The organism is Achromobacter veterisilvae (assembly GCF_037619525.1).
Lineage (GTDB): Bacteria > Pseudomonadota > Gammaproteobacteria > Burkholderiales > Burkholderiaceae_B > Achromobacter > Achromobacter veterisilvae.
Genome location: NZ_CP148753.1, coordinates 5,345,996 through 5,363,860, shown reverse-complemented (window position 1 = coordinate 5,363,860; position 17,865 = coordinate 5,345,996). Strand labels below are relative to the sequence as shown.

At 68.4% G+C, this 17,865-nt stretch carries 20 protein-coding genes; 4 read left to right on the top strand and 16 right to left on the bottom strand.

Annotation, left to right across the window (positions count from 1 at the left end):
- Nucleotides 1–46: 46 nt before the first annotated feature.
- Nucleotides 47–943: an FxLYD domain-containing protein gene (locus WHX56_RS24935; RefSeq protein WP_338879278.1), complete on the bottom strand. Its 897-nt coding sequence runs from the start codon at nt 941–943 to the stop codon at nt 47–49.
- On the bottom strand, nt 933–1,817 hold the full coding sequence (locus WHX56_RS24930) for an FxLYD domain-containing protein (protein WP_338879277.1): 885 nt from the start codon (nt 1,815–1,817) through the stop codon (nt 933–935). Before WHX56_RS24930 ends, WHX56_RS24935 begins: the two co-directional genes overlap by 11 nt.
- Before the next feature lie 227 nt (nt 1,818–2,044).
- Between WHX56_RS24930 and WHX56_RS24925 the strand changes: the two genes are divergently transcribed.
- Nucleotides 2,045–2,809 (top strand): TSUP family transporter, encoded by a 765-nt coding sequence (locus tag WHX56_RS24925; RefSeq protein WP_129239863.1) that lies wholly within the window; start codon nt 2,045–2,047, stop codon nt 2,807–2,809.
- Nucleotides 2,810–2,828: 19 nt separating this feature from the next.
- Here the strand turns inward: WHX56_RS24925 and WHX56_RS24920 are convergent, their stop codons facing one another.
- The 5 genes from WHX56_RS24920 to WHX56_RS24900 form a co-directional block, all read right to left on the bottom strand.
- Nucleotides 2,829–3,269 carry a CBS domain-containing protein gene (locus WHX56_RS24920; protein WP_129239864.1) on the bottom strand — a complete coding sequence of 147 codons (441 nt, stop codon included), beginning with the start codon at nt 3,267–3,269 and terminating at the stop codon, nt 2,829–2,831.
- Between the two features lie 130 nt (nt 3,270–3,399).
- Nucleotides 3,400–4,305, bottom strand: coding sequence for a LysR family transcriptional regulator (locus tag WHX56_RS24915; RefSeq protein WP_129239990.1), 906 nt, complete (start codon nt 4,303–4,305; stop codon nt 3,400–3,402).
- Nucleotides 4,306–4,383: 78 nt separating this feature from the next.
- Entirely contained in the window at nt 4,384–5,595 is a 1,212-nt protein-coding gene (locus WHX56_RS24910; RefSeq protein ID WP_287756043.1) for a CaiB/BaiF CoA transferase family protein, read from the bottom strand.
- Nucleotides 5,592–6,596, bottom strand: a complete 1,005-nt coding sequence (locus WHX56_RS24905) for an acyl-CoA dehydrogenase (RefSeq protein ID WP_338879276.1) — start codon at nt 6,594–6,596, stop codon at nt 5,592–5,594. The genes WHX56_RS24910 and WHX56_RS24905 overlap by 4 nt, the downstream gene beginning before the upstream one ends.
- Nucleotides 6,597–6,606: 10 nt before the next feature.
- Entirely contained in the window at nt 6,607–7,755 is a 1,149-nt protein-coding gene (locus WHX56_RS24900) for an acyl-CoA dehydrogenase family protein (RefSeq protein WP_129239867.1), read from the bottom strand.
- Between the two features lie 269 nt (nt 7,756–8,024).
- Here WHX56_RS24900 and WHX56_RS24895 point away from each other — a divergent pair, with 269 nt between their 5' ends.
- Complete coding sequence (locus WHX56_RS24895) at nt 8,025–8,819, top strand: crotonase/enoyl-CoA hydratase family protein (protein WP_129239868.1); 795 nt, start codon at nt 8,025–8,027, stop codon at nt 8,817–8,819.
- Between the two features lie 72 nt (nt 8,820–8,891).
- On the opposite strand, the gene WHX56_RS24890 is transcribed toward WHX56_RS24895, so the two are convergent.
- The 7 genes from WHX56_RS24890 to WHX56_RS24860 all read right to left on the bottom strand — a co-directional run bounded on the left by WHX56_RS24890 (nt 8,892) and on the right by WHX56_RS24860 (nt 13,909).
- A complete protein-coding gene (locus WHX56_RS24890; RefSeq protein WP_338879275.1) occupies nt 8,892–9,629 on the bottom strand; it encodes a helix-turn-helix domain-containing protein in 738 nt (245 codons plus the stop codon).
- Nucleotides 9,630–9,818: 189 nt separating this feature from the next.
- On the bottom strand, nt 9,819–10,472 hold the full coding sequence (locus WHX56_RS24885) for a response regulator (RefSeq protein ID WP_129239870.1): 654 nt from the start codon (nt 10,470–10,472) through the stop codon (nt 9,819–9,821).
- Nucleotides 10,469–11,557: a PAS domain-containing sensor histidine kinase gene (locus tag WHX56_RS24880; protein WP_129239871.1), complete on the bottom strand. Its 1,089-nt coding sequence runs from the start codon at nt 11,555–11,557 to the stop codon at nt 10,469–10,471. Before WHX56_RS24880 ends, WHX56_RS24885 begins: the two co-directional genes overlap by 4 nt.
- A gap of 132 nt (nt 11,558–11,689) precedes the next feature.
- Nucleotides 11,690–12,211 (bottom strand): hypothetical protein, encoded by a 522-nt coding sequence (locus WHX56_RS24875; RefSeq protein WP_338879274.1) that lies wholly within the window; start codon nt 12,209–12,211, stop codon nt 11,690–11,692.
- 26 nt (nt 12,212–12,237) lie between these two features.
- A complete protein-coding gene (locus WHX56_RS24870) occupies nt 12,238–12,693 on the bottom strand; it encodes a CBS domain-containing protein (protein ID WP_129239873.1) in 456 nt (151 codons plus the stop codon).
- Nucleotides 12,694–12,754: 61 nt separating this feature from the next.
- Nucleotides 12,755–13,213 carry a universal stress protein gene (locus tag WHX56_RS24865; protein ID WP_129239874.1) on the bottom strand — a complete coding sequence of 153 codons (459 nt, stop codon included), beginning with the start codon at nt 13,211–13,213 and terminating at the stop codon, nt 12,755–12,757.
- 18 nt (nt 13,214–13,231) lie between these two features.
- Complete coding sequence (locus WHX56_RS24860) at nt 13,232–13,909, bottom strand: universal stress protein (protein ID WP_338879273.1); 678 nt, start codon at nt 13,907–13,909, stop codon at nt 13,232–13,234.
- Between WHX56_RS24860 and WHX56_RS24855 the strand changes: the two genes are divergently transcribed.
- Nucleotides 13,908–14,333, top strand: a complete 426-nt coding sequence (locus WHX56_RS24855; RefSeq protein ID WP_129239876.1) for an Hsp20/alpha crystallin family protein — start codon at nt 13,908–13,910, stop codon at nt 14,331–14,333. The two genes, WHX56_RS24860 and WHX56_RS24855, sit on opposite strands and share 2 nt — an antisense overlap.
- A 61-nt stretch (nt 14,334–14,394) precedes the next feature.
- Nucleotides 14,395–15,231 carry a universal stress protein gene (locus WHX56_RS24850; RefSeq protein WP_338879272.1) on the top strand — a complete coding sequence of 279 codons (837 nt, stop codon included), beginning with the start codon at nt 14,395–14,397 and terminating at the stop codon, nt 15,229–15,231.
- A 37-nt stretch (nt 15,232–15,268) separates the two neighbouring features.
- On the opposite strand, the gene WHX56_RS24845 is transcribed toward WHX56_RS24850, so the two are convergent.
- Both WHX56_RS24845 and WHX56_RS24840 read right to left on the bottom strand, forming a co-directional pair.
- On the bottom strand, nt 15,269–17,071 hold the full coding sequence (locus tag WHX56_RS24845; protein WP_422393619.1) for an adenosylcobalamin-dependent ribonucleoside-diphosphate reductase: 1,803 nt from the start codon (nt 17,069–17,071) through the stop codon (nt 15,269–15,271).
- Nucleotides 17,072–17,075: 4 nt separating this feature from the next.
- Nucleotides 17,076–17,729, bottom strand: coding sequence for a BON domain-containing protein (locus WHX56_RS24840; protein ID WP_338879271.1), 654 nt, complete (start codon nt 17,727–17,729; stop codon nt 17,076–17,078).
- Between the last annotated feature and the right edge of the window lie 136 nt (nt 17,730–17,865).

Genomic DNA, 17,865 nt, shown 5'->3' with positions numbered 1-17,865 from the left:
GCCGGCCGGCCCGGCCCGCAGGGAGGCCGCCCGCCGCCCGGCGGCGCTAGCGCGCGTCCGCGTCGTACACTATTTCCACCCGGGCGAAATTGGCGCCGTGCTGCTTCACGTTTACCTGGAACGGCGCGCTCTCGCCCGGCTTGAGCCTGGGCAGGCGCAACTCCTGGAAAGCGGCGCCCGACAATTGGTCCTGGGCGTCGTAGAGGCTCACCCAGGCCTTGACGCTCTCGACTTCGGCCGGACTGTCGTTGCGCACGCGTCCGTGGACGGTCACGTACTTGTAGCGGTAGCGGTAGGTGAAGTTCAGGGTGCCCGTGCCGACGCTGGCCTCGGTGTTTTCGACCGAGACGTCCAGTTTGGGCCGCGGGCCGGGCAGGGCGGCGCGCTTGGCGGGCAGCCAGTCCGTCTTGACTTCCGTGTAGCGCTCGACGCGCCCGGTCAGCGCCACCGGTACCCGTTCGCCGGGATACAGATGGGCCGGCAGGCTCCAGGCCTGCCTCAGGTCCAGCGCGCGCGAGCCGTCGAATACCGCGATCGCCGCCTTCGGCGACAGGGCCACGTACCGGTCGCTGGTATTGACCACTTCCGCGTACAGCACCGGGCGCTCGATTTCGTCTAGCAGCCGTAGCGGCGCCGACAGCTTGAGCGCGGCCGGGTCGAACAGGGCGAATTGCGGATCCAGCAGTTCTTCGGTGCTCAGGCGCACGTGGTCGATCACCCGCACGTCGGCGGGGCTGACGCGCACGATGCGGCTGGGCGGGGCGTCTTCCCGGGGCGGGGCGGCCGCGGCCGCCGGCGCGGGCCGGGCGGCGGAAGGCGCGCCGCCGGGCAGGAGGTTCGTGTGCTTCCACAGGGCATAGCCGCCGGCGGCAAGCAGGATCAGGCCCAGGCCGGCCATGGCCGGCCTGGACAGGCGCCTGGATTCGGAACGGTCAGCCTTCACTTTGCACCATGTAGTCGTAGGAGGCGACCGCGCCGTCGGCCAGCATTTCGCAGCGCGCGTCGAAGGCCGTCAGCGCGCCGGGCGCGAGCGGGCTGGCGGCGCCGTAGCCGTTGCCGATGCCGATCAGCCTTCCATCGCCGCCGTACAGCATTACCGTGACCTGGCTGCTGTTGGCCGCCTGGGCCCCGTTGTTCTTCAGCAGGCCGACCAGGCGGTAGCTGCCGTCGTTGCGCACCAGTTGCACCTTGCTGGCGGCCACGTCGTTGTTCCTGCCGCGGGCGAGGGCCGGCGGGGACACCTGGAGGTCATAGCGGGTATAGGCCTGGTCCGGGACCGAGACCGTCATGGGCGCGTACTCGCCCGGTTGCAGCGAGCGCGCGGGCGCCGAACCGGACGTGGACGAAAGCGAAAGCTCGCCCTGGAAGAAGGACGCCGTGACGCGCGGCATTTCGATCTTCCGGCCGGTTTCGTTGCGCACGATCATGACGAGCTGGCGGCGGCCCCGGGCCTGGACTTCCCGGACGTCGGTCAGCTTGACCAGCGAGGCGTCGATGGGAGGGGGCGCGGGCGGCAGGCGCGGCACGCCGCGCGTATCCGAGCCCAGCAGCGAAATCGCCACCGACACCGCGATGGCGGCCGCGACGGTGACGGCGATCGCCGCCAGGGCGCCGGGCCCGGGCCGGGCGGGCTGCGCCGGCTGCTGCATGCCGCGCAGGATCTTCTCGAGCCGCTGGGCGACGTTGTCTTCGACCAGCGTCACCGCATGGCAATGGCCGCAGCGGTATTCGTTGGTGTCCAGCTTGGTGAACTGGGCGCTGCCGCAGGTGGAGCAGGTCAGGGTCACCGTGTTGATCGTGGTCTGTCGAGGCGTCATCGGCGCGGGGCGCAATGGGTGGCTGGGCGGCAAGGATAGCGGGCCCCCGCCAAGGGCGGGGTGCATGAGCGCATCTGTTTGTGACAAAACATGTGCGCGCCGATGCTATGATCGCCGGCGACAAGAAATGTAGATCCCAGCGCGCCGTTCCCCCGTCGATCCGCTCCCATGCCGCGTCCATGCGCGGCCCGGGCAGAGCCGAGGCAGGTCAGGCTCTTCCCTTAAGCATGAGTATTTCCCAATATTTGCTGTTCCTCGCCTGCGTGGCGCTCGCCACCTATGCGCAGACGATGACGGGTTTTGCGTTCGGCCTGGTACTGCTGGGCCTGTCGGGCATATTCCAACTGGCGTCGGTGTCCGAGGTGGCCAACGTGGTCAGCGTGCTGTCCCTGGTGAACGCCGCCGTGACGCTGGCGCGGGCCAGGCCCCAAGTGAACTGGTCGGTGATGCGCCCCGCCATGTTCAGCAGCCTGCTGGGCGTGGGGGCGGGCGTCGCCGCCCTGGCGTGGATCAGCGGATCGATGGCCGTCCTGCTGCAACTGCTGCTGGGCGTCACCATCCTGGCCTGCGCCGTCCTGCTGGTGGCGCGCGCGCAACCGCTGGCGCGCGTGTCGTCGCGCAAGTCGTTCCTGTTCTTCGGCGCCGTCTCGGGCGTGCTGGGCGGCCTGTTTTCCAGCGCCGGCCCTCCGATGGTCTATCACCTGTACCGCCAGCCCCTGCCGCTGGCCGCCATCCGCAACAGCCTGCTGATCCTGTTTTCGCTCAATGCCATCGTGCGCCTGACCCTGGTGACCGGACAGGGCGAATTCATGGCCTCGTCGTTGTGGCTGAGCGTGCTGGCGCTGCCGATCGTGATCGGCGTGACCTGGCTGGCGCGCCGCTACGCCACGGCCGATTCGATGAAGACCGTCAAGCGCATGGTGTTCGTGCTGCTGCTGGCCGCCGGCCTGGGGTTGATCGTGCCGGCGTTCAGGACGCTCGCGGCGGGATAGCCGCGAGAGCCCGCCGGCGTCAGCCGCGTTCGCCGGTGATGTAGCGTTCGAGTTCGTGGATGATGAACTTCTGTTCGCTCATGACGTCCTTGACCAGGTCGCCGATGGACAGCAGCCCGATCAGCTTGCCGTCCTCGATGACGGGCAGATGGCGGAAGTGCCTTTCGGTCATCATCGCCATACAGTGCTCGCGGGTGTCGGCGCGGCTGACGTAGTAGACGGAATCGGTCATGATGTCCCGGACCTTCGTGGTCCGGGACGAGCGGTCCTGGAGGACGATCTTGCGGGCATAGTCGCGCTCGGTCAGCATGCCCAGCACCGCGTCCCCCTGCACGACGACCACGGCCCCGATGCCGCGTTCCGCCATGGTCTTGATGGCGTCGAAGACCGACGAGTCCGGCGAAACCGTCACGACGGAATCGTTGGCCTTTTCCCTGAGAAGTTCAGCAACTGTCTTCACGATGTGCTCCCGAATCGCTGGTGAAGTCGAACCCCGGTCCGGCGCCGAAGCGCGAGCCCTGGGGCAGCGCTGCGGCGTGGCCATGCTCCATCCTAAGCCTGCGGGCCATGTTGCCGCAAGCGGCCCGCGTTTATTTGGCGGCCTTGTCCCGGAACGCCAGGCTGGCCATTTCGCGCAGATTGCGCGTGGCGCTGCGTTCCGTGGCGGGGTTCCAGGCCAGTGAAATGCCGATCGAGGCGTCCGCGGGAAAGTCGGCCAGCCGCTTGTAGACCACGTTGGTGCCGGGATGGCGCCGGCCGCCGGCGGGAACCAGGGCGACGCCCAGGCCGCTTTCGACCAGGCTCAGCAGCGTCTGCACCTGCACCGCTTCCTGCGCGATGCGGGGCGTGAAGCCGCGCAGTTGGCAGGCGTTGATCGCGGCCATGCGCAGGCCGGCGGCTTCGGCCGCGGTATACATGATGAAGGCTTCATCGGCCAGGTCGGTCAGCCGGATGCGGCTGCGGCGCGCCAGCGGGTGCGTCTTGGGCACGGCCAGCGCGAAGCTCTCGGTCGTGAGCGGCGCCAGCCGCACGTTCGATCCCATCGCCACCGGCACGCGCACGATGCCGACTTCCAGCGTGTCTTCCTCGAGTTCCTGCATGATGCGTATCGACGTGGCTTCGCGCAGCACCACGGTGACGCCCGGATAGCGCTGGCGGAAAGCCGGCAGGATGCGCGGCAGCACGCCGTGCGTCGCCGATCCGACGAAGCCGATGCGCACCGTGCCGCCTTCGCCGGCCGCGCCCGCGCGCGCGGCCTGCCGGAACTGCTCGGCATGGAACAAGGCGCGCCGCGCTTCGTCCAGCGCCGCCAGGCCGGCTTCGGTCAGCCTGACGCCCTGGCGTCCGCGGATGAACAGCGGCACGCCCACCATCTCTTCGAGCTTGCGTATCGACACGGACAGGGGCGGCTGCGACATGTGCAGCTTTTCCGCCGCGCGATGGAAGTTCAGCGTTTCGGCCAGGACGAGGAATTGCTGCAGGTGACGGAAATCCATGGTGGCGTTCTGAAGGAGGCGTGCCACGGATGATACTGTCTGCATATCGGTTCCCGCATCGGTGCTATCCCTTCACTATCAGGCGATCACGCCTTGCGCGCGCAGGGCGGCCAGCGCCGCCTCGTCCAGCGCCAGCGTGCGCGCCAGCACGGCATCGGTGTGCTCGCCCAGGCGCGGCGGGGCGGTGGGCTCGCGGGGAGGCGTGCCGCGCAGATGCAGGGGAGAGCGCAGCAGGCGCAGCGTGCCGTGGCGGGCGTCGGGCGTGTCGGCGATCATGCCGCGCGCTGCGATCTCGGGCGCGTCCAGCGCTTCGTCCACGCGGCGCACCGCGCCTGCGGGGATGCCCGCGGCGCGCACGCGGGCCAGCCAGTGCGCGGTGTCTTCGGCGGCGAACAGGGCTTCCAGCAGCGGGATGAGGCGGTCGCGGTTCAGCACCCGCGCCCGGCTGGTCGCGTAGTCCGGGTCCGCGCTCCATTCCGGATGCCCGAGCAGGCCGCAGAGGCGGGCGAACTGCGCATCGTTGCCCACGGCCAGGGCGAACGAGCCGTCGCGCGTCGCGAAGATCTGGTAGGGCACCACGGTGGGATGCGCGTTGCCCAGGCGCCTGGGCGCCTGGCCCGCCGCCAGGTAGCCCGAGCCGACGTTGGCCAGCACGGTGACCGCCCCGTCCAGCAGCGCCAGGTCGATGTGCTGGCCGCGGCCGTTGCGCGCGCGGGCCAGCAGCGCGGCCAGGATCGCCTGCACGCCGTTCATGCCGGTGACCAGGTCGGTGATCGCCACGCCCAGCTTCATCGGCGCGCCGTCGGGCTCGCCGGTGATCGACATCAGGCCGCTTTCGGCCTGGATCACGAAGTCGTAGCCCGGTTCGGCGGCGCGCGGCCCGCTGCGGCCGTAGCCGCTGATGGAGCAGTAGACCAGTCCGGGATTGATGGCGGCCAGGTCTTCGTAGCCCAGCCCGAAGGCGTCGAGCGCGCCCAGCCGGTAGTTTTCGACCAGCACGTCGGCCTGCCGCGCCAGGTCGCGCACGATGCGCTGCCCTTCGGGGTGCTTCAGGTTGACGGCGATCGATTCCTTGCTGCGGTTGGCGCACAGGAAATAGGTGGACTCGCCGCCGACGTCGGGCGGGGACCAGCCGCGGGTGTCGTCGCCCTGTCCGGGCGCTTCGATCTTCCAGACTTCCGCGCCCAGGTCGGCCAGCGTCTGCGTGCACCAGGGCCCGGCCAGCACGCGGCTCAGGTCGAGCACGCGGATGCCGGCCAGCGGCAGTTCGTTGCGGGGTTCTGCGTTCATGCGGCCACCTTGCCGTAGAGGGCGCCGCGCAGGTACGACAGCGCGTCGCCGCCGCTGGCCACGGCGCCCGCGCCGATGCGTTCGTGCCAATGGGTCTCCGATCCGCCGGCCAGCCGCCATTCGCGCAGCCGCCGGGTGTAGAGCTGCAAATCGTATTCTTCGGTGACGCCGATGGCGCCGTGCACCGCGTGCGCGATGTCGGCCACCAGCGGCGCGGCCTGGCTGGCGCGCGCCTTGCCGGTCGCGGCCAGCAGGAGGGCGGGCTGCCCGTCGCCGCCCTGGAACGCCAGTTGCGCGGCCATGCGGGCGGCCCATACCTGTTCCGCCATCACGCTGACCTGCTGCTGCACGGCCTGGAAGCGGCCGATGGGCTTGCCGAACTGCGCGCGCTGGTTGGCGTAGTCCAGCGTCATGGCCAGCACCCGCTCCATGGCGCCCGCGATGAGGCCCGCGTAGGCGGCCGCGGCCAGCACGTCCAGGGGGGAGCCGCCGTCGACGCGTTCGGCGTCGCCCAGCGCCCACGAGGCTTCCGCGGCCAGGTTGCCGTGCACGCCGTTGGGCTGGATGCTGGCGGCCTGGACGGGAAGCAGCCAGGCCTGTCCGCCGGCCCCGGCCAGGACATAGTCCGCGGTGCGGACCCAGGGCACGTTGGCGCCGCGCAGGCGCCCGTCCTGGACCGAGAGGCCGTGCGGGGCCAGCGCGATGGAACCCGTCGCCTGCGGGCGTCGCGCGCGGCAGAGCCAGGCGCGCGCCAGCAGCGTGTGGGCGATGGGATAGGGGCACAGGTGGCGGCCCGCCGCCAGCACGATGGGGAGCGCCTCGGCCAGGTCCAGGCCCGCGCCGCCGTCTTCCTGCGGCACCAGGGCATCGCCGAAGCCGGCGTCCTCGCAGGCCTGCCAGGCCTCGGCGGGCCGATGCCCCTGTTCGGCGCGGCGGATGACCTCCGGCGTGCAGGTTTGCGCAAACAGGCGTTCGGCGGCGTCGCCAAAAATGTTGTCCATGAAGTCGTCCTTATCGAAGGCCAAGGCCGCGCGCGATGATGCCGCGCAGGATTTCGCGGGTGCCGCCGCGCAGCGAGAAGGTGGGCGCCACCTGTTCCAGGTAGGCCAGCGTGCGCAGCAGCGGCGGGGGGAACGGCAGGTCGGGGCGGCGCGCCAGCGCATCGCCGATCAGGCGCGGGATGGCCTGCTCCAGTTCGGTGCCCAGGTCTTTCACGAGCGCGGCCTCGGTGGCGGGGCTGAGCCCCGCCGCCAGCTTGCCCGCGATCGACAGGGACATGGCGCGCAGCACGGCCATCTGCGACAGGATGCCGCCCAGGACGGCCTGGCTGGCCGTGTCCTCGGCCTGGCCGCGGCAATGCGCGAGCCAGCATTCCAGCAGCGCGATGCTCGAATACAGGCGCTCGGGCCCGCTGCGCTCGAACGCCAGCTCCGCATTCACCTGCGCCCAGCCGGCGCCTTCCGCGCCGATCAGCGCGTCTTCGGCGAGTTCCACGTTGTCGAAGAACACTTCCGAGAAATGCGCGTCGCCCGCCAGGTCTTCGATGGGGCGGACCGAGACGCCCGGCAGCGACAGGTCCACGATGAACTGCGACAGCCCCTGATGGCGGTCCTCGGCGGTGCCGGACGTGCGGACCAGCGCGATCATGTAGTGCGAGCGGTGCGCGTTGGTCGTCCAGATCTTGCTGCCGTTCAGGCGCCAGCCGCCGGCGGCCGGCACGGCCCGCGTGCGGATGCTGGCCAGGTCGGATCCCGATCCCGGCTCGCTCATGCCGATGCAGAAAAACGCCTCCGCCCGGCAGATGCGGGGCAGATAGAACGCCTGTTGCGCGGGAGTGCCATACTTCAGGATCAGCGGCGCGCTCTGGCGGTCGGCGATCCAGTGTGCCGAGACCGGCGCGCCCGCGCCCAGCAGTTCCTCGGACAGGACGAAGCGCGCGAAGTGGCCGCGCGCCGAGCCGCCATGTTCGCGCGGCAGGGTCAGGCCCAGCCAACCGCGTTCGGCAAGCTGGCGGCTGAAGCCCGCGTCGAAGCCCATCCACGACCGGGCCCGCTTGTCGGGTGCCAGGCCGTCCAGCGTTTGCGCCAGGAATTCCCGGACTTCTGCGCGCAAGGCTTCGTCTTCGGGCGGAATGGCGATGAGTTCCAGCGTATCTATCATGGGGCGCTCCGATGCGGACAGGGCGCCGCAGCATGGCGCCGTAGCCCACTATCCCCCGGCGGGCTGAAAGCCGTCCAATATTATTTTTTTGATTTTCGATATGAATTCAGTATCGAAACACCCAGCCCGCCGATACGCTTACGGTATCGGAATCGCAAAAACTAATATTGGACGGCAGGCCCCCGCGTGCCTACGCTGGTATTGGTTCCGCGCCTGGCGCGCCGGCATTCGAAACAATAGACCGAAGTCTTTCAGCAAAGGAGGGGTCCATGGCGGATCTCGTGCAGTACGAAAAGAACGCGGACGGCGTGGTCACCTTGACCCTGGACGATCCGAAAACCCGCAATGCCTTGACCGGCAGCACGATGGTCGACGAACTGCTCGCGGCGTTCGCCCGCATCGAACGCGACCCCGAGGCGCGTGTGCTGGTCATCGCCGCGGCCGGCAAGGTGTTTTCGTCGGGCGGCAACGTGAACGACATGCAGCGGCAGATCGGCCCCGAGGTGGGCGGCACCGCGCTGCGCCAGGAATACCGCCACGGCATACAGCGCCTGCCGCTGGCGCTGCATGCGCTGGAAGTGCCCACCATCGCCGCGGTCAACGGTCCCGCCGTCGGCGCGGGCTGCGACCTGGCCTGCATGTGCGACATCCGCATCGCCGCCGAAGAGGCGTCCTTCGCCGAGAGTTTCGTGAAGCTGGGCATCGTGCCGGGCGACGGCGGCGCCTGGTTCCTGCCGCGGCTGATCGGCATGGCGCGGGCGGCCGAGATGTCGTTCACGGGCGATGCCATCGACGCGCGCACGGCGGTGGAATGGGGCCTGGTGTCGCGCGTGGTGCCGGCGGCCGAATTGCTGCCCGCGGCGCACGCGCTGGCCGGCCGCATCGCCGCGAATTCCCCCGACGCGGTGCGCCTTACCAAGCGCCTGCTGCGCGAAAGCCAGCATGCTCGCCTGGACACGCTGCTGGAATTGTCGGCGGCCTACCAGTCGCTGGCGCACAAGACGCCGGCGCATGCGGAGGCCGTGCGGGATTTCGTCGCGCGCCGCGCCGCGCGCAAGGCCTGACCGCCGGCGGGCTCGCGCCCGGCCGCCGCCGGGCGCATGTATCGCGAACGCCGCCGCGGAAGAGGCGGCGCATCACCCGCGGCTCATTTTCCGCAGCGCGTCGATGTTGCGGATCTCCAGCCGCCTTCTGCGCACGTTGACCAACTTGGCCACTTGCAGGCGCGCAAATACGCGGCACACGGTTTCGACCTTCATTCCGAGATGGTTGGCGATGTCTTCGCGCGTCATTTTCAGGACGAACTCGCGGGGCGAGTATCCGTTGGCCGCCATTTGCTCCGATATCCCCATCAGGAAGTCCGCCATCCGTTCCTCGGCCGTCATGCAGCCCAGGGCCAGCAGCAGGTGGCGGCATTCGTTGATGTCGTGGGCGATCAGCCGGTTGAGGAGCTGGGCCGCCGTGAAATCCTGGCGGCAGTTGCCCATCAGCTCGGAAAACGGCAGGACGCACACGAGCGAGTCTTCCAGGGCGATGGCGTCGCTGGTGTGCGTGCCGGTTTCGATGGCGTCCAGCCCGAGCAGGGCGCCCGCGACGGGGAATGCCGTGATCTGTTCCAGGCCCGATGGATTGGTGCTGCGGACCTTCACGGACCCGGAGCGCAGCCGGTACAGGTTCTGCAAGGCATCGCCCGCCCGGTAAATGGCCTCTCCCTGGCGGATCGGCCGCCGCGCGCGGAAGGCCGGGGCCGCCGGCAAGGCGTCTTCGTCCTGGATCGCGCGGCAGACGCGCGCCAGGGGACATGCGGCGCAGTCGCCTGGCGCCGCCGCGGGCGGCGGCGATGCGTGGTCGGGGGATGCGAAGAGGATTTCCATGGCCGCGCCTCGCGATGTCGGACAGTCCCGGGACCGGCGCCGGACAGGCATTGCCCGCGATACGCCGGTTCCTGGAAGCAGTATGCGTGGCCGGCAAGCGCCGCGCTATCAGCGCAACCCGCCGGATTTTCGCTGTAATCGCCTACGGCTGTAGGAAATTTCCTACGCTGCGCGGCCGGCGCCGGTGGCTCAGAGGTCCGGGGCATCCTGTTCATCGACCAGGCGGTGCCTGATCGCGTAGCGGACCAGGTCCGCCTGATTGCGCAAGTGCATCTTGACGAGGATGCGGCTTTTGTAGGTGCTGATGGTCTTGACGCTCAGGAACAGGAGCCTGGCGATGTCCGAATTGTTCAGGCCGGAAGCCAGATGCCGGAATACCGACAGCTCTCGGTCCGACAGCAACAGATGGGGCAGGGAATCGGCATCGCCGTGCCGTTCAAAGGCGATGTTCTCGGCCAGGGACCGGCTCAGATAGCGGCCGCCGCCGGCGACCTTCCGGACCGCTTCCACCAGCTCTTCGGCGGCGCTGTCCTTGGTCAGATAGCCGGCCGCGCCCGCCTTGATCGCGCGCACGGCGTATTGCTGTTCGCCATGCATGGTAAGGACCAGGATCGGCAGTTTCGGATGTTCATTCCTGATCTGGCGGATCAGGTCCACGCCATCCCGGCCCGGCATGGACATGTCCAGCACCAGCAGGTCCCAAGGCCGCCGGGCCAGCAATTCCAATGCCTCGGCGCCGTTGCCGGCCTCGCCCTCGACCGAAATGTCGCCGGCATGCTCCAGCAGGCGCCGCAGCCCCGCGCGCAGCAAGGTATGGTCGTCCGCCAGCATGACGGCAATCACGGTGCGCCCCAGGGCGATTCGGGGGGCTGGGCCGGCATGCGGACCTGCAGACGGAAGCCGCCCTTCTTCCGCGTGTGGATGGTGACCTCCCCGTTGAGCAGCCGGACACGCTCGCGTATGCCTTGCAGTCCCAGCGACAAAGGCAGCTTCTTCGCCAGGCTTTCGGGCGCCGCGCCCACGCCGTTGTCCTGGACGGTCAGTTCGCACTGCGACTCCGTGCAGTGCAGCCGTAGCGAAACCTTGCTCGCCTGGGCATGCTTGGCGATATTGGTGAGTGCCTCCTGGACGATCCGGAACAAGGTGGTGGCGACGGGTTTGGAGGGTTCCGCGTTGCCGATCGATATCTCGGCCTCGGTGTCGATGCCGTACCGCGATACGAAATCCGCCACCAGCCATTCGCCGGCCGCGGCCAGGCCCAGATCGTCCAGCATGACCGGCCTCAGATCGGAGGCGATGCGCCGCAGCGAGGCGAAGGTCTTTTTTATCAGGCGCCGCATGGCGCGCACGCGTGCGCGCGCTTCGGCGTCGCCCGGCGGGCAGCCGGCTTCCAGTTGGGAAAGCTCCATGGTCAACGCCGTCAAGGTCTGGCCCAGGTCGTCGTGCAGCTCGCGGGCAATATGCTTCTTTTCCTGTTCGCGCACGTGCAGCAATGCGTTGGAGAGCCGGGTGAGTTCGTCGCGGGAGGCCCGCAAGGCCTGGTCGACCCGCTGCCGTTCGGTGATGTCCCGCAGGAATACGGAGAGGAATACGCCGGCCTCGGACCGCGTCTGGGAAATGGAGGCCTCCATGGGAAATTCCTCGCCGTTCGATCGCAGGCCCCACAGCGGGCCGCCCAGGCCCATCTGCCGGTCGGACATGCCGGTATCCTTGAAGCGGCTGACATGCCTGGCATGGGCGGCGCGGAAGCGCGCCGGGATGAGGATGTCCAGGCTTGCGCCGATGGCCTGGTCGGCGCCGCACAGGAAGACGCGTTCGGCCGCCGGATTGAACATCACGATGCGCTGGCGCTCGTCTATCGTGATGATCGGTTCGGTGGCGGACTGGATGATGTCGAGCAGGGGCGGCGCGCTGAGCGGATGCTTCATTGCGGGAACGTGCGATGTGCCGATGTCGCCTGGTTCGGATGACGACTCATTGCAGCACACATTCCCGCGCCAGGCTACCGGGGCGCGGCGCGGTAATCCAAAAGGGCTAGGGCCCGGCGCCGGGGCGCGGGCTCAGTCGATGGCGGGCAGCACGGGGTCGTCCCAGCCCGCGCGCCCCGCGGCCGCCAGCGTCTGTTCCTTGAAGCGGCAAAGGGATGCATCGCATTCCTCGGCCAGCACGTCGTACTGCTTCAGGAGCAGGATGGAGCGGGGTTTCGAGCCCGCGAGGGTCGCGATGTCGTCGATGGCGCGAAAGCCCCCATAGCCCGACATGACGCAGATCGCCGAGTAGGCCTTGATCAGCCGGCCCTGAGTCTTGAGGAAAGCCCGCATCGGAGCCGCCAGCGACCGCAGCCACACCGGCGCGATCAGGACGACATGGTCCAGCTCGTCCAGCGCCGGGCCGTCGTAGCGGAAGTCGGGGCTGCGCTTGAGCAGGCTGTCGAGGACGCAGCGCGCGTCGCCGCCCAGCCCGAATCTGGGCACCGCGTCCCTGACTTCATGGACGGGCCATCCGCTCAGGGAGGCCAGGCGTTCGGCGGCCGCCCGGGCGGTGCCGGTGCGGGAATAGAAAACGATTCCGATACGGTCCATGGCGGCTTCCTATCGTGTACGCGCGCTCACGCTTCCTGGGCCAGCAGCGCCCGCAGGATATCGCGCCGGCTGACCACGCCGACCAGCTTGCCGTCGCGGGTGACGGCGACGCGCTTGATGCCCCGCTTGAGGAGCAGATCGGCGATCTGCGACAAATCCGCGGTTTCCGCCACCGTAATGACCGGGCTGCTCATGACGGTGGCGGCGGTCTGCTCGCCCAATTGCAGATTGTGCAGGAATTCCAGGTTCAGCGCCTCTCCTTCGGCCAGTTGCGCAAGCCAATGGTCTATTTTCTTCAGGTGCGAGCTATCCTGCCGCCGCACCAGGTCGCCTTCGCTGACCAGGCCGATAAGCTGGCCGTCATCGCCCAGCACCATCACGGCGCTGATGCTCCTGTCCAGCATGGCGCGCATGATCTGGGAAACAGGCGTTCTCGCGTTGACGCAGCAGGGGGCCGGGGTCATGAGGTCGCGCGCGCGCATGGTTGCTCTCCGGGCGCCAGGGGCGCAGTGTTGATGATTCGTCGCTTCCGGACCGATCCGGTCAAGGGGTCCCGTCGGGGGCGCGCACCAGCAATACGGGGACATGGGCGCCTCGCAGGATTCCCTCGGCGCTGCTGCCCAGCACCATGCGGCGCACGCCGCGGCGGCCGTGCGTGCCGATGACGATCAGGTCGGCCTTCCAGGTTTCGGCCTCGGCGATCACGCGCTGCTGCACGGTCTTGTCCAGGTTTTCATAGAGCACGGTATCCGCGGCGATACCTTGCGCCCGCACCGTGGCCAGCGCCTTTTCCAGGATCTCGGCGCCATTCTTGCGCAGGAGGTCCAGCAGTTCGCCCGCTTGATAGCTATAGGCGTCCACCGAGAAGGCGAACGAGAGTTCGTCGATGACATGGATCAGCCTCAGCCTGGCGTGGGTCAATTGCGCCAGCCGTATCGCTTCCGTCAGGCCGAGGTCCGAGGTGTCGCTTCCATCGACGGGTACGAGAATGCGTTGGTACATGAGGAGTTCTCCTGAGGCCTAGTTGATCAGGATGACGGGGATATGGATGGTGTGCAGCACCTTCAGCGTGACCGATCCCAGCAGCAGGCTTCCCGTCGCGCCCAGCCCCCGGGATCCCATCACGACGTGGTCGCATTGCTGCTCCGTCGCGTAAGCCTTGATCGATTCGGCGATATTGCCGACGCGCAGCGCCGCCTGATAGACGATTCCCGATTTGTCCAGAACCGCTTTTGCATCGGACAGGGCGGTTTTCGCCTCGTCTTCGTAGTACTCCTGGATGGTCGTCTGATCGACGAAGGCCAGTACCGTTCCGGAAACGATGGGAAGTTGCACATTGAGCAGGTGGATGGCGCAAGGGCCGTTTTCTCTGATGTGATCGACCATGTAGCGCACGGCGCGCAGCGAATTGGCCGATCCGTCGACGGGGACAAGTACGTTTTTCACAGCGCCTCCGAGAATGGGACGCCCTGGTTTGCATGGAACGCGCACAGGGCATGTCTCCATCATCGCGCCGCGGCCGGCGCCCGAGTTGACGCCGGTCAATTTCGCGCCGGTTTTCTTCGGATGGCGAAAAGCGGCCGGATTTTCGTCCCCGTTTTGCGCTTGACAAAGGTCAACATGGGCGGCGCGCGGCGGAGCAATATGGGATCGAAGGCGGGCCGGTGCCCGCCGCTCATCCGACAAGGAGATAGCCATGCCGCGCTTGACTCAATACAGCCCCTTTTCCGCCGAACCCTTCGCGGACGTGTTCCAGGCCTTTCTTCGGCCGATCCGGCAGAACGTAGACGACCAGGCGCCCCGGATGGACATCGATGTCACCGAGGAAGGGGACAAGTACGTGCTGAAGGCCGAGGTTCCCGGCATCGACAAGAAAGACATCACGGTGGAAATCGACGGGAACACCGTCATGATCTCGGCCAACAAGGAAAAAAGCAGCGAAGTAAAAGAGGCGGGCAACACGGTCCGCCAGGAAAGGTTCTGGGGGCGGATCCAGCGTTCGGTGTCGCTGGCCAGCCCGATAGACCAGGCCGCCGCCAAGGCGGCTTGCGAGAACGGCGTGCTCGTCCTGACGCTGCCCAAGGCCGCCGGCAACCGGAACAAGACATTGCAGATCGAATGAGGGCCGCGGCGGCGCCGCAACCCATCGCTCCTGAAACTCTCCATTTCCCGCGGAGGCAGCCATGTTTCGCCGCATTGCCGTTCATCTGGATCACGGAACCGATACCTTGCGCCGGATCGAGTTTTCCCTGCTGCTGGCCAAGGCGCACGACGCCCACCTCACGGGCATATTCGCCAGCTACATCGCGCCCGGCTACTTCTACGACGAGGCGGGACTGTGGGTGCGGTCCATGGATATGGCCAGGCAGATCAATGAAAAAGGCCGCAGCGCCGCCCAGACGGCTTTCAGCGAGGCGGCAAGAGAGGCCGGCGTGTCCGCATCGTGGCGGCAAGGGGAGGGCACGCCGGCCGAATGCGTGGCGAAGCACGCGCGCTGTTCCGACGTGCTCATCGTCAGCCAGGAGAATACCGACGATCTGGAGGCCGCGACGGGGAATGATTTCGTGGAGCAGGTGCTGATGTCCGCCGGGCGTCCGGTCATCGTCCTGCCGGCTGCCGGCACGTTCAAGGGCGTCGGCGCGCGAGTGCTGTACTGCTGGGACCGCGGGCGCGAAGCCGCCCGCGCCCTTGCCGATGCCGCGCCGTTGTTGCGCAATGCCAATGCGCTCACGGTCCTGACGCTGGACGAGGGCGGAGACGAAGCGTCCGGTCTGGAGGTGCCGTTCGAAGACCTGGAGGCGTACTGCGCCTGCCACGGATTTCCCCTGCCCAGGCACGAATTCCGCAGCACGCGGGACACGGACGTGGGCGACGCGATCCTGAGCGCGGCGGCGGACGCCGGCGCCGATCTCATCGTCATGGGCGCGTACGGGCACAGCCGCATGCGCCAATGGGTCATGGGCGGCGCGACGCGTTCGCTGCTGGAGGCCATGACGGTGCCGGTGCTGTTTTCCCATTGACGGTCCGGGCGCCGGGGGCTTTCGTGCCCTCGGCGCGCTATCCGCAGATCCGGCAGTCCTGGGCGGGCGGTCCATCGAGCGGGCGGAGTTCCGGCGCGGAGGACATGACGGCGTCCAGCTCCGGGTCGGGGCGGAAGATCGTCAGTCCTTTCAGTCCCGTCCGCCATCCCTGCATGAACAGGGCCTGCACGTCCTCGACGCGCCAGCGAGTGGGGACGGGAACCGTCTTCGAGATCGAGGCATCGACATAGGGTTGCAGCGCCGCGAGCATGGCGACATGATCCGCCGGCGCGATGGCCGCGGCTTCGAGGAAGTAGCCGGGCAGGGCCGACGCCCCGGGGTGCAGGCGTTTCCAGAGCCGCCATGCATGGTTTTCCGCCGTCATTTCCGTGGGCGGTTCGCCCCGGAACCGCAGCCGCCGGCGATATGTCCAGCCGTAGGCGGGCTCGATGCCGTTGGAGCAGTTGTCCGCGAAAGCCAGGCTGACGCTGCCGGTCGGCGCGTAGGAAACGAGGTGGCTGTTTCGCAAGCCGTGCGCCGCGATCGCTTTGCGCACCTCGCCGGGAAGCGAATCGCAGGCTCCGCTCGGCGCCAGATAATCGTCGGGTCGGTAGAGCGGAAACGGTCCGCGCTCCGCCGCCAAGGCCGCGGAGGCCGCATAGGCGTTATCCCGGATGCAGCGGGCGGCCGCCTGGGCGGCGGTCCGCCCGGCTTCGCTGTCATAGCGCAACTGCATCATCGCGAGCATGTCCGCCAGGCCCGTGACCCCCACTCCGATCCTGCGTTTGGCGCGAGCCTCTTTCGCCTGGGCGGGGAGGGGCCAGCGCGTCAGGTCGATGACGTTGTCCAGCATGCGCACCTGCGTCCGCACCAGGTCCGCGAGCCGTGTCAGGTCCATTTCCGGCGCGCCGGCCTGGCCGAACGGATGCTTCACCAGGCGGCCGAGGTCGATGGGGCCCAGGACGCAGCAGCCGTATTCGGGTAGAGGCTGTTCGCCGCAAGGATTGGTCGCGCGTATCGTCTCCAGCGCGCGCAGGCGGTTCGTCCGGTTGATGGTGTCCAGGTAGAGCAGGCCGGGTTCCGCGCTGTGCAGGGCCTGGCGGCAGATCTCGTCCCAGATCGCCCGGGCGGAATCCACCCGGTAGCGCCACAGCCCGCCTTCCGAGCGGGCCGCCCCTGCCGCGATCGCCGCCGGGCTCGGCGCGGCGGGGTGCAGCAGCGGCCACGGGGCGTCGCGCTCGACCGCCACGAGAAACGCATCCGTGACCGCGACGGAAACATTGAACGTGCCCCAGCGCTTGCGGCCGTGCTTGGCGCGCACGAATTCGACGATGTCCGGGTGGTCGCAGGACAGCACCGCCATCTGCGCGCCGCGCCGGCTGCCCTGCCAGGGGAGTTGGGTGCAGGCCTGGTCATAGCGGTCGATCGCCTGGCAGACCGGCGGCGCGGCGCGCTGGGCTTCGGCGTCCGCCGCGGCCGGCGGCAGCGGGGAAAAGTCATATCCGACGCCACCGCCCATGGCCAGCGTCGCGCAGGCCTGCGCCAGCCCCTCGTCGAAGGACAGAGCGGAATGCGCGCCGCCGACCGGCTGGACGAAACAGTTGACCATGGTCGCGCGGGCGTCCGTTCCGGCGTTGGCCATGATGCGGCCGGCGCCGATGGCGCCGCATTCCATGTTGCGCAGGAACAGGCGGGCGATTTCCGCCCGCTTCCCGGCAGGCTCGGCCTGCGCCAGGGCGCGCGCGACGCGCGCATAGACGTGCGCCGCCAGAGACTCGCCGGACGCCGCGTAGCGGTCGGCCAGCACCAGGGAGCAGATGGGCTGCGCGGTCAGTCGCATGAAATCAATCGATCTCCAGCCTGTCGTCCACGCCGAGCACGCTCGGCGCGCTCCATGCCGCGCGCTCGGCCGCATAGCGCTCCGGCAGGCTGCGCACCTTTCCGGTCAAGGTTACGTGCCTGCCATGGACCGAAACCTGGATTTCCTCGGCTTCCAGCTCGGCGCTGCGCCTGAGCGCGGTCTGTATTCTTTCCTTGATGTCGCTCACCTGCGCGACGGGGTTCAGGGCGATGAGGTTGGAGACCCCTTTGACGCCCCCGAGCTTGCGCACGGCGCTTTCGGCCGCCGCGCGCTGGTAGTTCCAGTCGACTTCCCCGGTCAGCGTCACCCATCCTTGCTGCACTTTGACCTGCACCGCGTCGGCCGGCACCGACACGTTCCAGCCTATCACGCTGACCGCGCGGGTCGCTATCCGGTCGTCCGCGGTCTGCTCTTCGTACTCGCTGCGGACCTGGATTTCCTGGGCGATTCCCCTCACGCCCCTGACTCCCTGCACGATGCGCTCCGCATCGTACTTTTCGGCGTAGGTCTTTACGTGGCCGGTCAAGGTCACCACGCCGTTGGCGACGGCGACCCCGATACCCGCGGCGTCGACGCGCGGATCGTATTCCAGGGCGTCCAGGGCGCGGCGGCGAAGTTTTTCATCTTCCAATTCCATGACGATTCTCCAATGGCAAGGAATTCCCGGGCCTGCGCGAGCCGTCTTCCGGCGCCCCGGCCCGGGCGGCGGCCGGACTCGCCTCCAGGCTTCGAGTTTCCGCGCATGGGCCGGACGGGGGTTGACAAATATCAGC

What these genes read in the sequence shown, in the direction of transcription:
- WHX56_RS24930 (WP_338879277.1), bottom strand. Translation starts at nt 1,817, where the DNA reads ATGACGCCTCGACAGACCACGATCAACACGGTGACCCTGACCTGCTCC.
- WHX56_RS24925 (WP_129239863.1), top strand. Translation starts at nt 2,045, where the DNA reads ATGAGTATTTCCCAATATTTGCTGTTCCTCGCCTGCGTGGCGCTCGCC.
- WHX56_RS24915 (WP_129239990.1), bottom strand. Translation starts at nt 4,305, where the DNA reads ATGGATTTCCGTCACCTGCAGCAATTCCTCGTCCTGGCCGAAACGCTG.
- WHX56_RS24910 (WP_287756043.1), bottom strand. Translation starts at nt 5,595, where the DNA reads ATGAACGCAGAACCCCGCAACGAACTGCCGCTGGCCGGCATCCGCGTG.
- WHX56_RS24905 (WP_338879276.1), bottom strand. Translation starts at nt 6,596, where the DNA reads ATGGACAACATTTTTGGCGACGCCGCCGAACGCCTGTTTGCGCAAACC.
- WHX56_RS24900 (WP_129239867.1), bottom strand. Translation starts at nt 7,755, where the DNA reads ATGATAGATACGCTGGAACTCATCGCCATTCCGCCCGAAGACGAAGCC.
- WHX56_RS24895 (WP_129239868.1), top strand. Translation starts at nt 8,025, where the DNA reads ATGGCGGATCTCGTGCAGTACGAAAAGAACGCGGACGGCGTGGTCACC.
- WHX56_RS24890 (WP_338879275.1), bottom strand. Translation starts at nt 9,629, where the DNA reads ATGGAAATCCTCTTCGCATCCCCCGACCACGCATCGCCGCCGCCCGCG.
- WHX56_RS24880 (WP_129239871.1), bottom strand. Translation starts at nt 11,557, where the DNA reads ATGAAGCATCCGCTCAGCGCGCCGCCCCTGCTCGACATCATCCAGTCC.
- WHX56_RS24875 (WP_338879274.1), bottom strand. Translation starts at nt 12,211, where the DNA reads ATGGACCGTATCGGAATCGTTTTCTATTCCCGCACCGGCACCGCCCGG.
- WHX56_RS24870 (WP_129239873.1), bottom strand. Translation starts at nt 12,693, where the DNA reads ATGCGCGCGCGCGACCTCATGACCCCGGCCCCCTGCTGCGTCAACGCG.
- WHX56_RS24865 (WP_129239874.1), bottom strand. Translation starts at nt 13,213, where the DNA reads ATGTACCAACGCATTCTCGTACCCGTCGATGGAAGCGACACCTCGGAC.
- WHX56_RS24855 (WP_129239876.1), top strand. Translation starts at nt 13,908, where the DNA reads ATGCCGCGCTTGACTCAATACAGCCCCTTTTCCGCCGAACCCTTCGCG.
- WHX56_RS24860 (WP_338879273.1), bottom strand. Translation starts at nt 13,909, where the DNA reads ATGGCTATCTCCTTGTCGGATGAGCGGCGGGCACCGGCCCGCCTTCGA.
- WHX56_RS24850 (WP_338879272.1), top strand. Translation starts at nt 14,395, where the DNA reads ATGTTTCGCCGCATTGCCGTTCATCTGGATCACGGAACCGATACCTTG.
- WHX56_RS24845 (WP_422393619.1), bottom strand. Translation starts at nt 17,071, where the DNA reads ATGCGACTGACCGCGCAGCCCATCTGCTCCCTGGTGCTGGCCGACCGC.
- WHX56_RS24840 (WP_338879271.1), bottom strand. Translation starts at nt 17,729, where the DNA reads ATGGAATTGGAAGATGAAAAACTTCGCCGCCGCGCCCTGGACGCCCTG.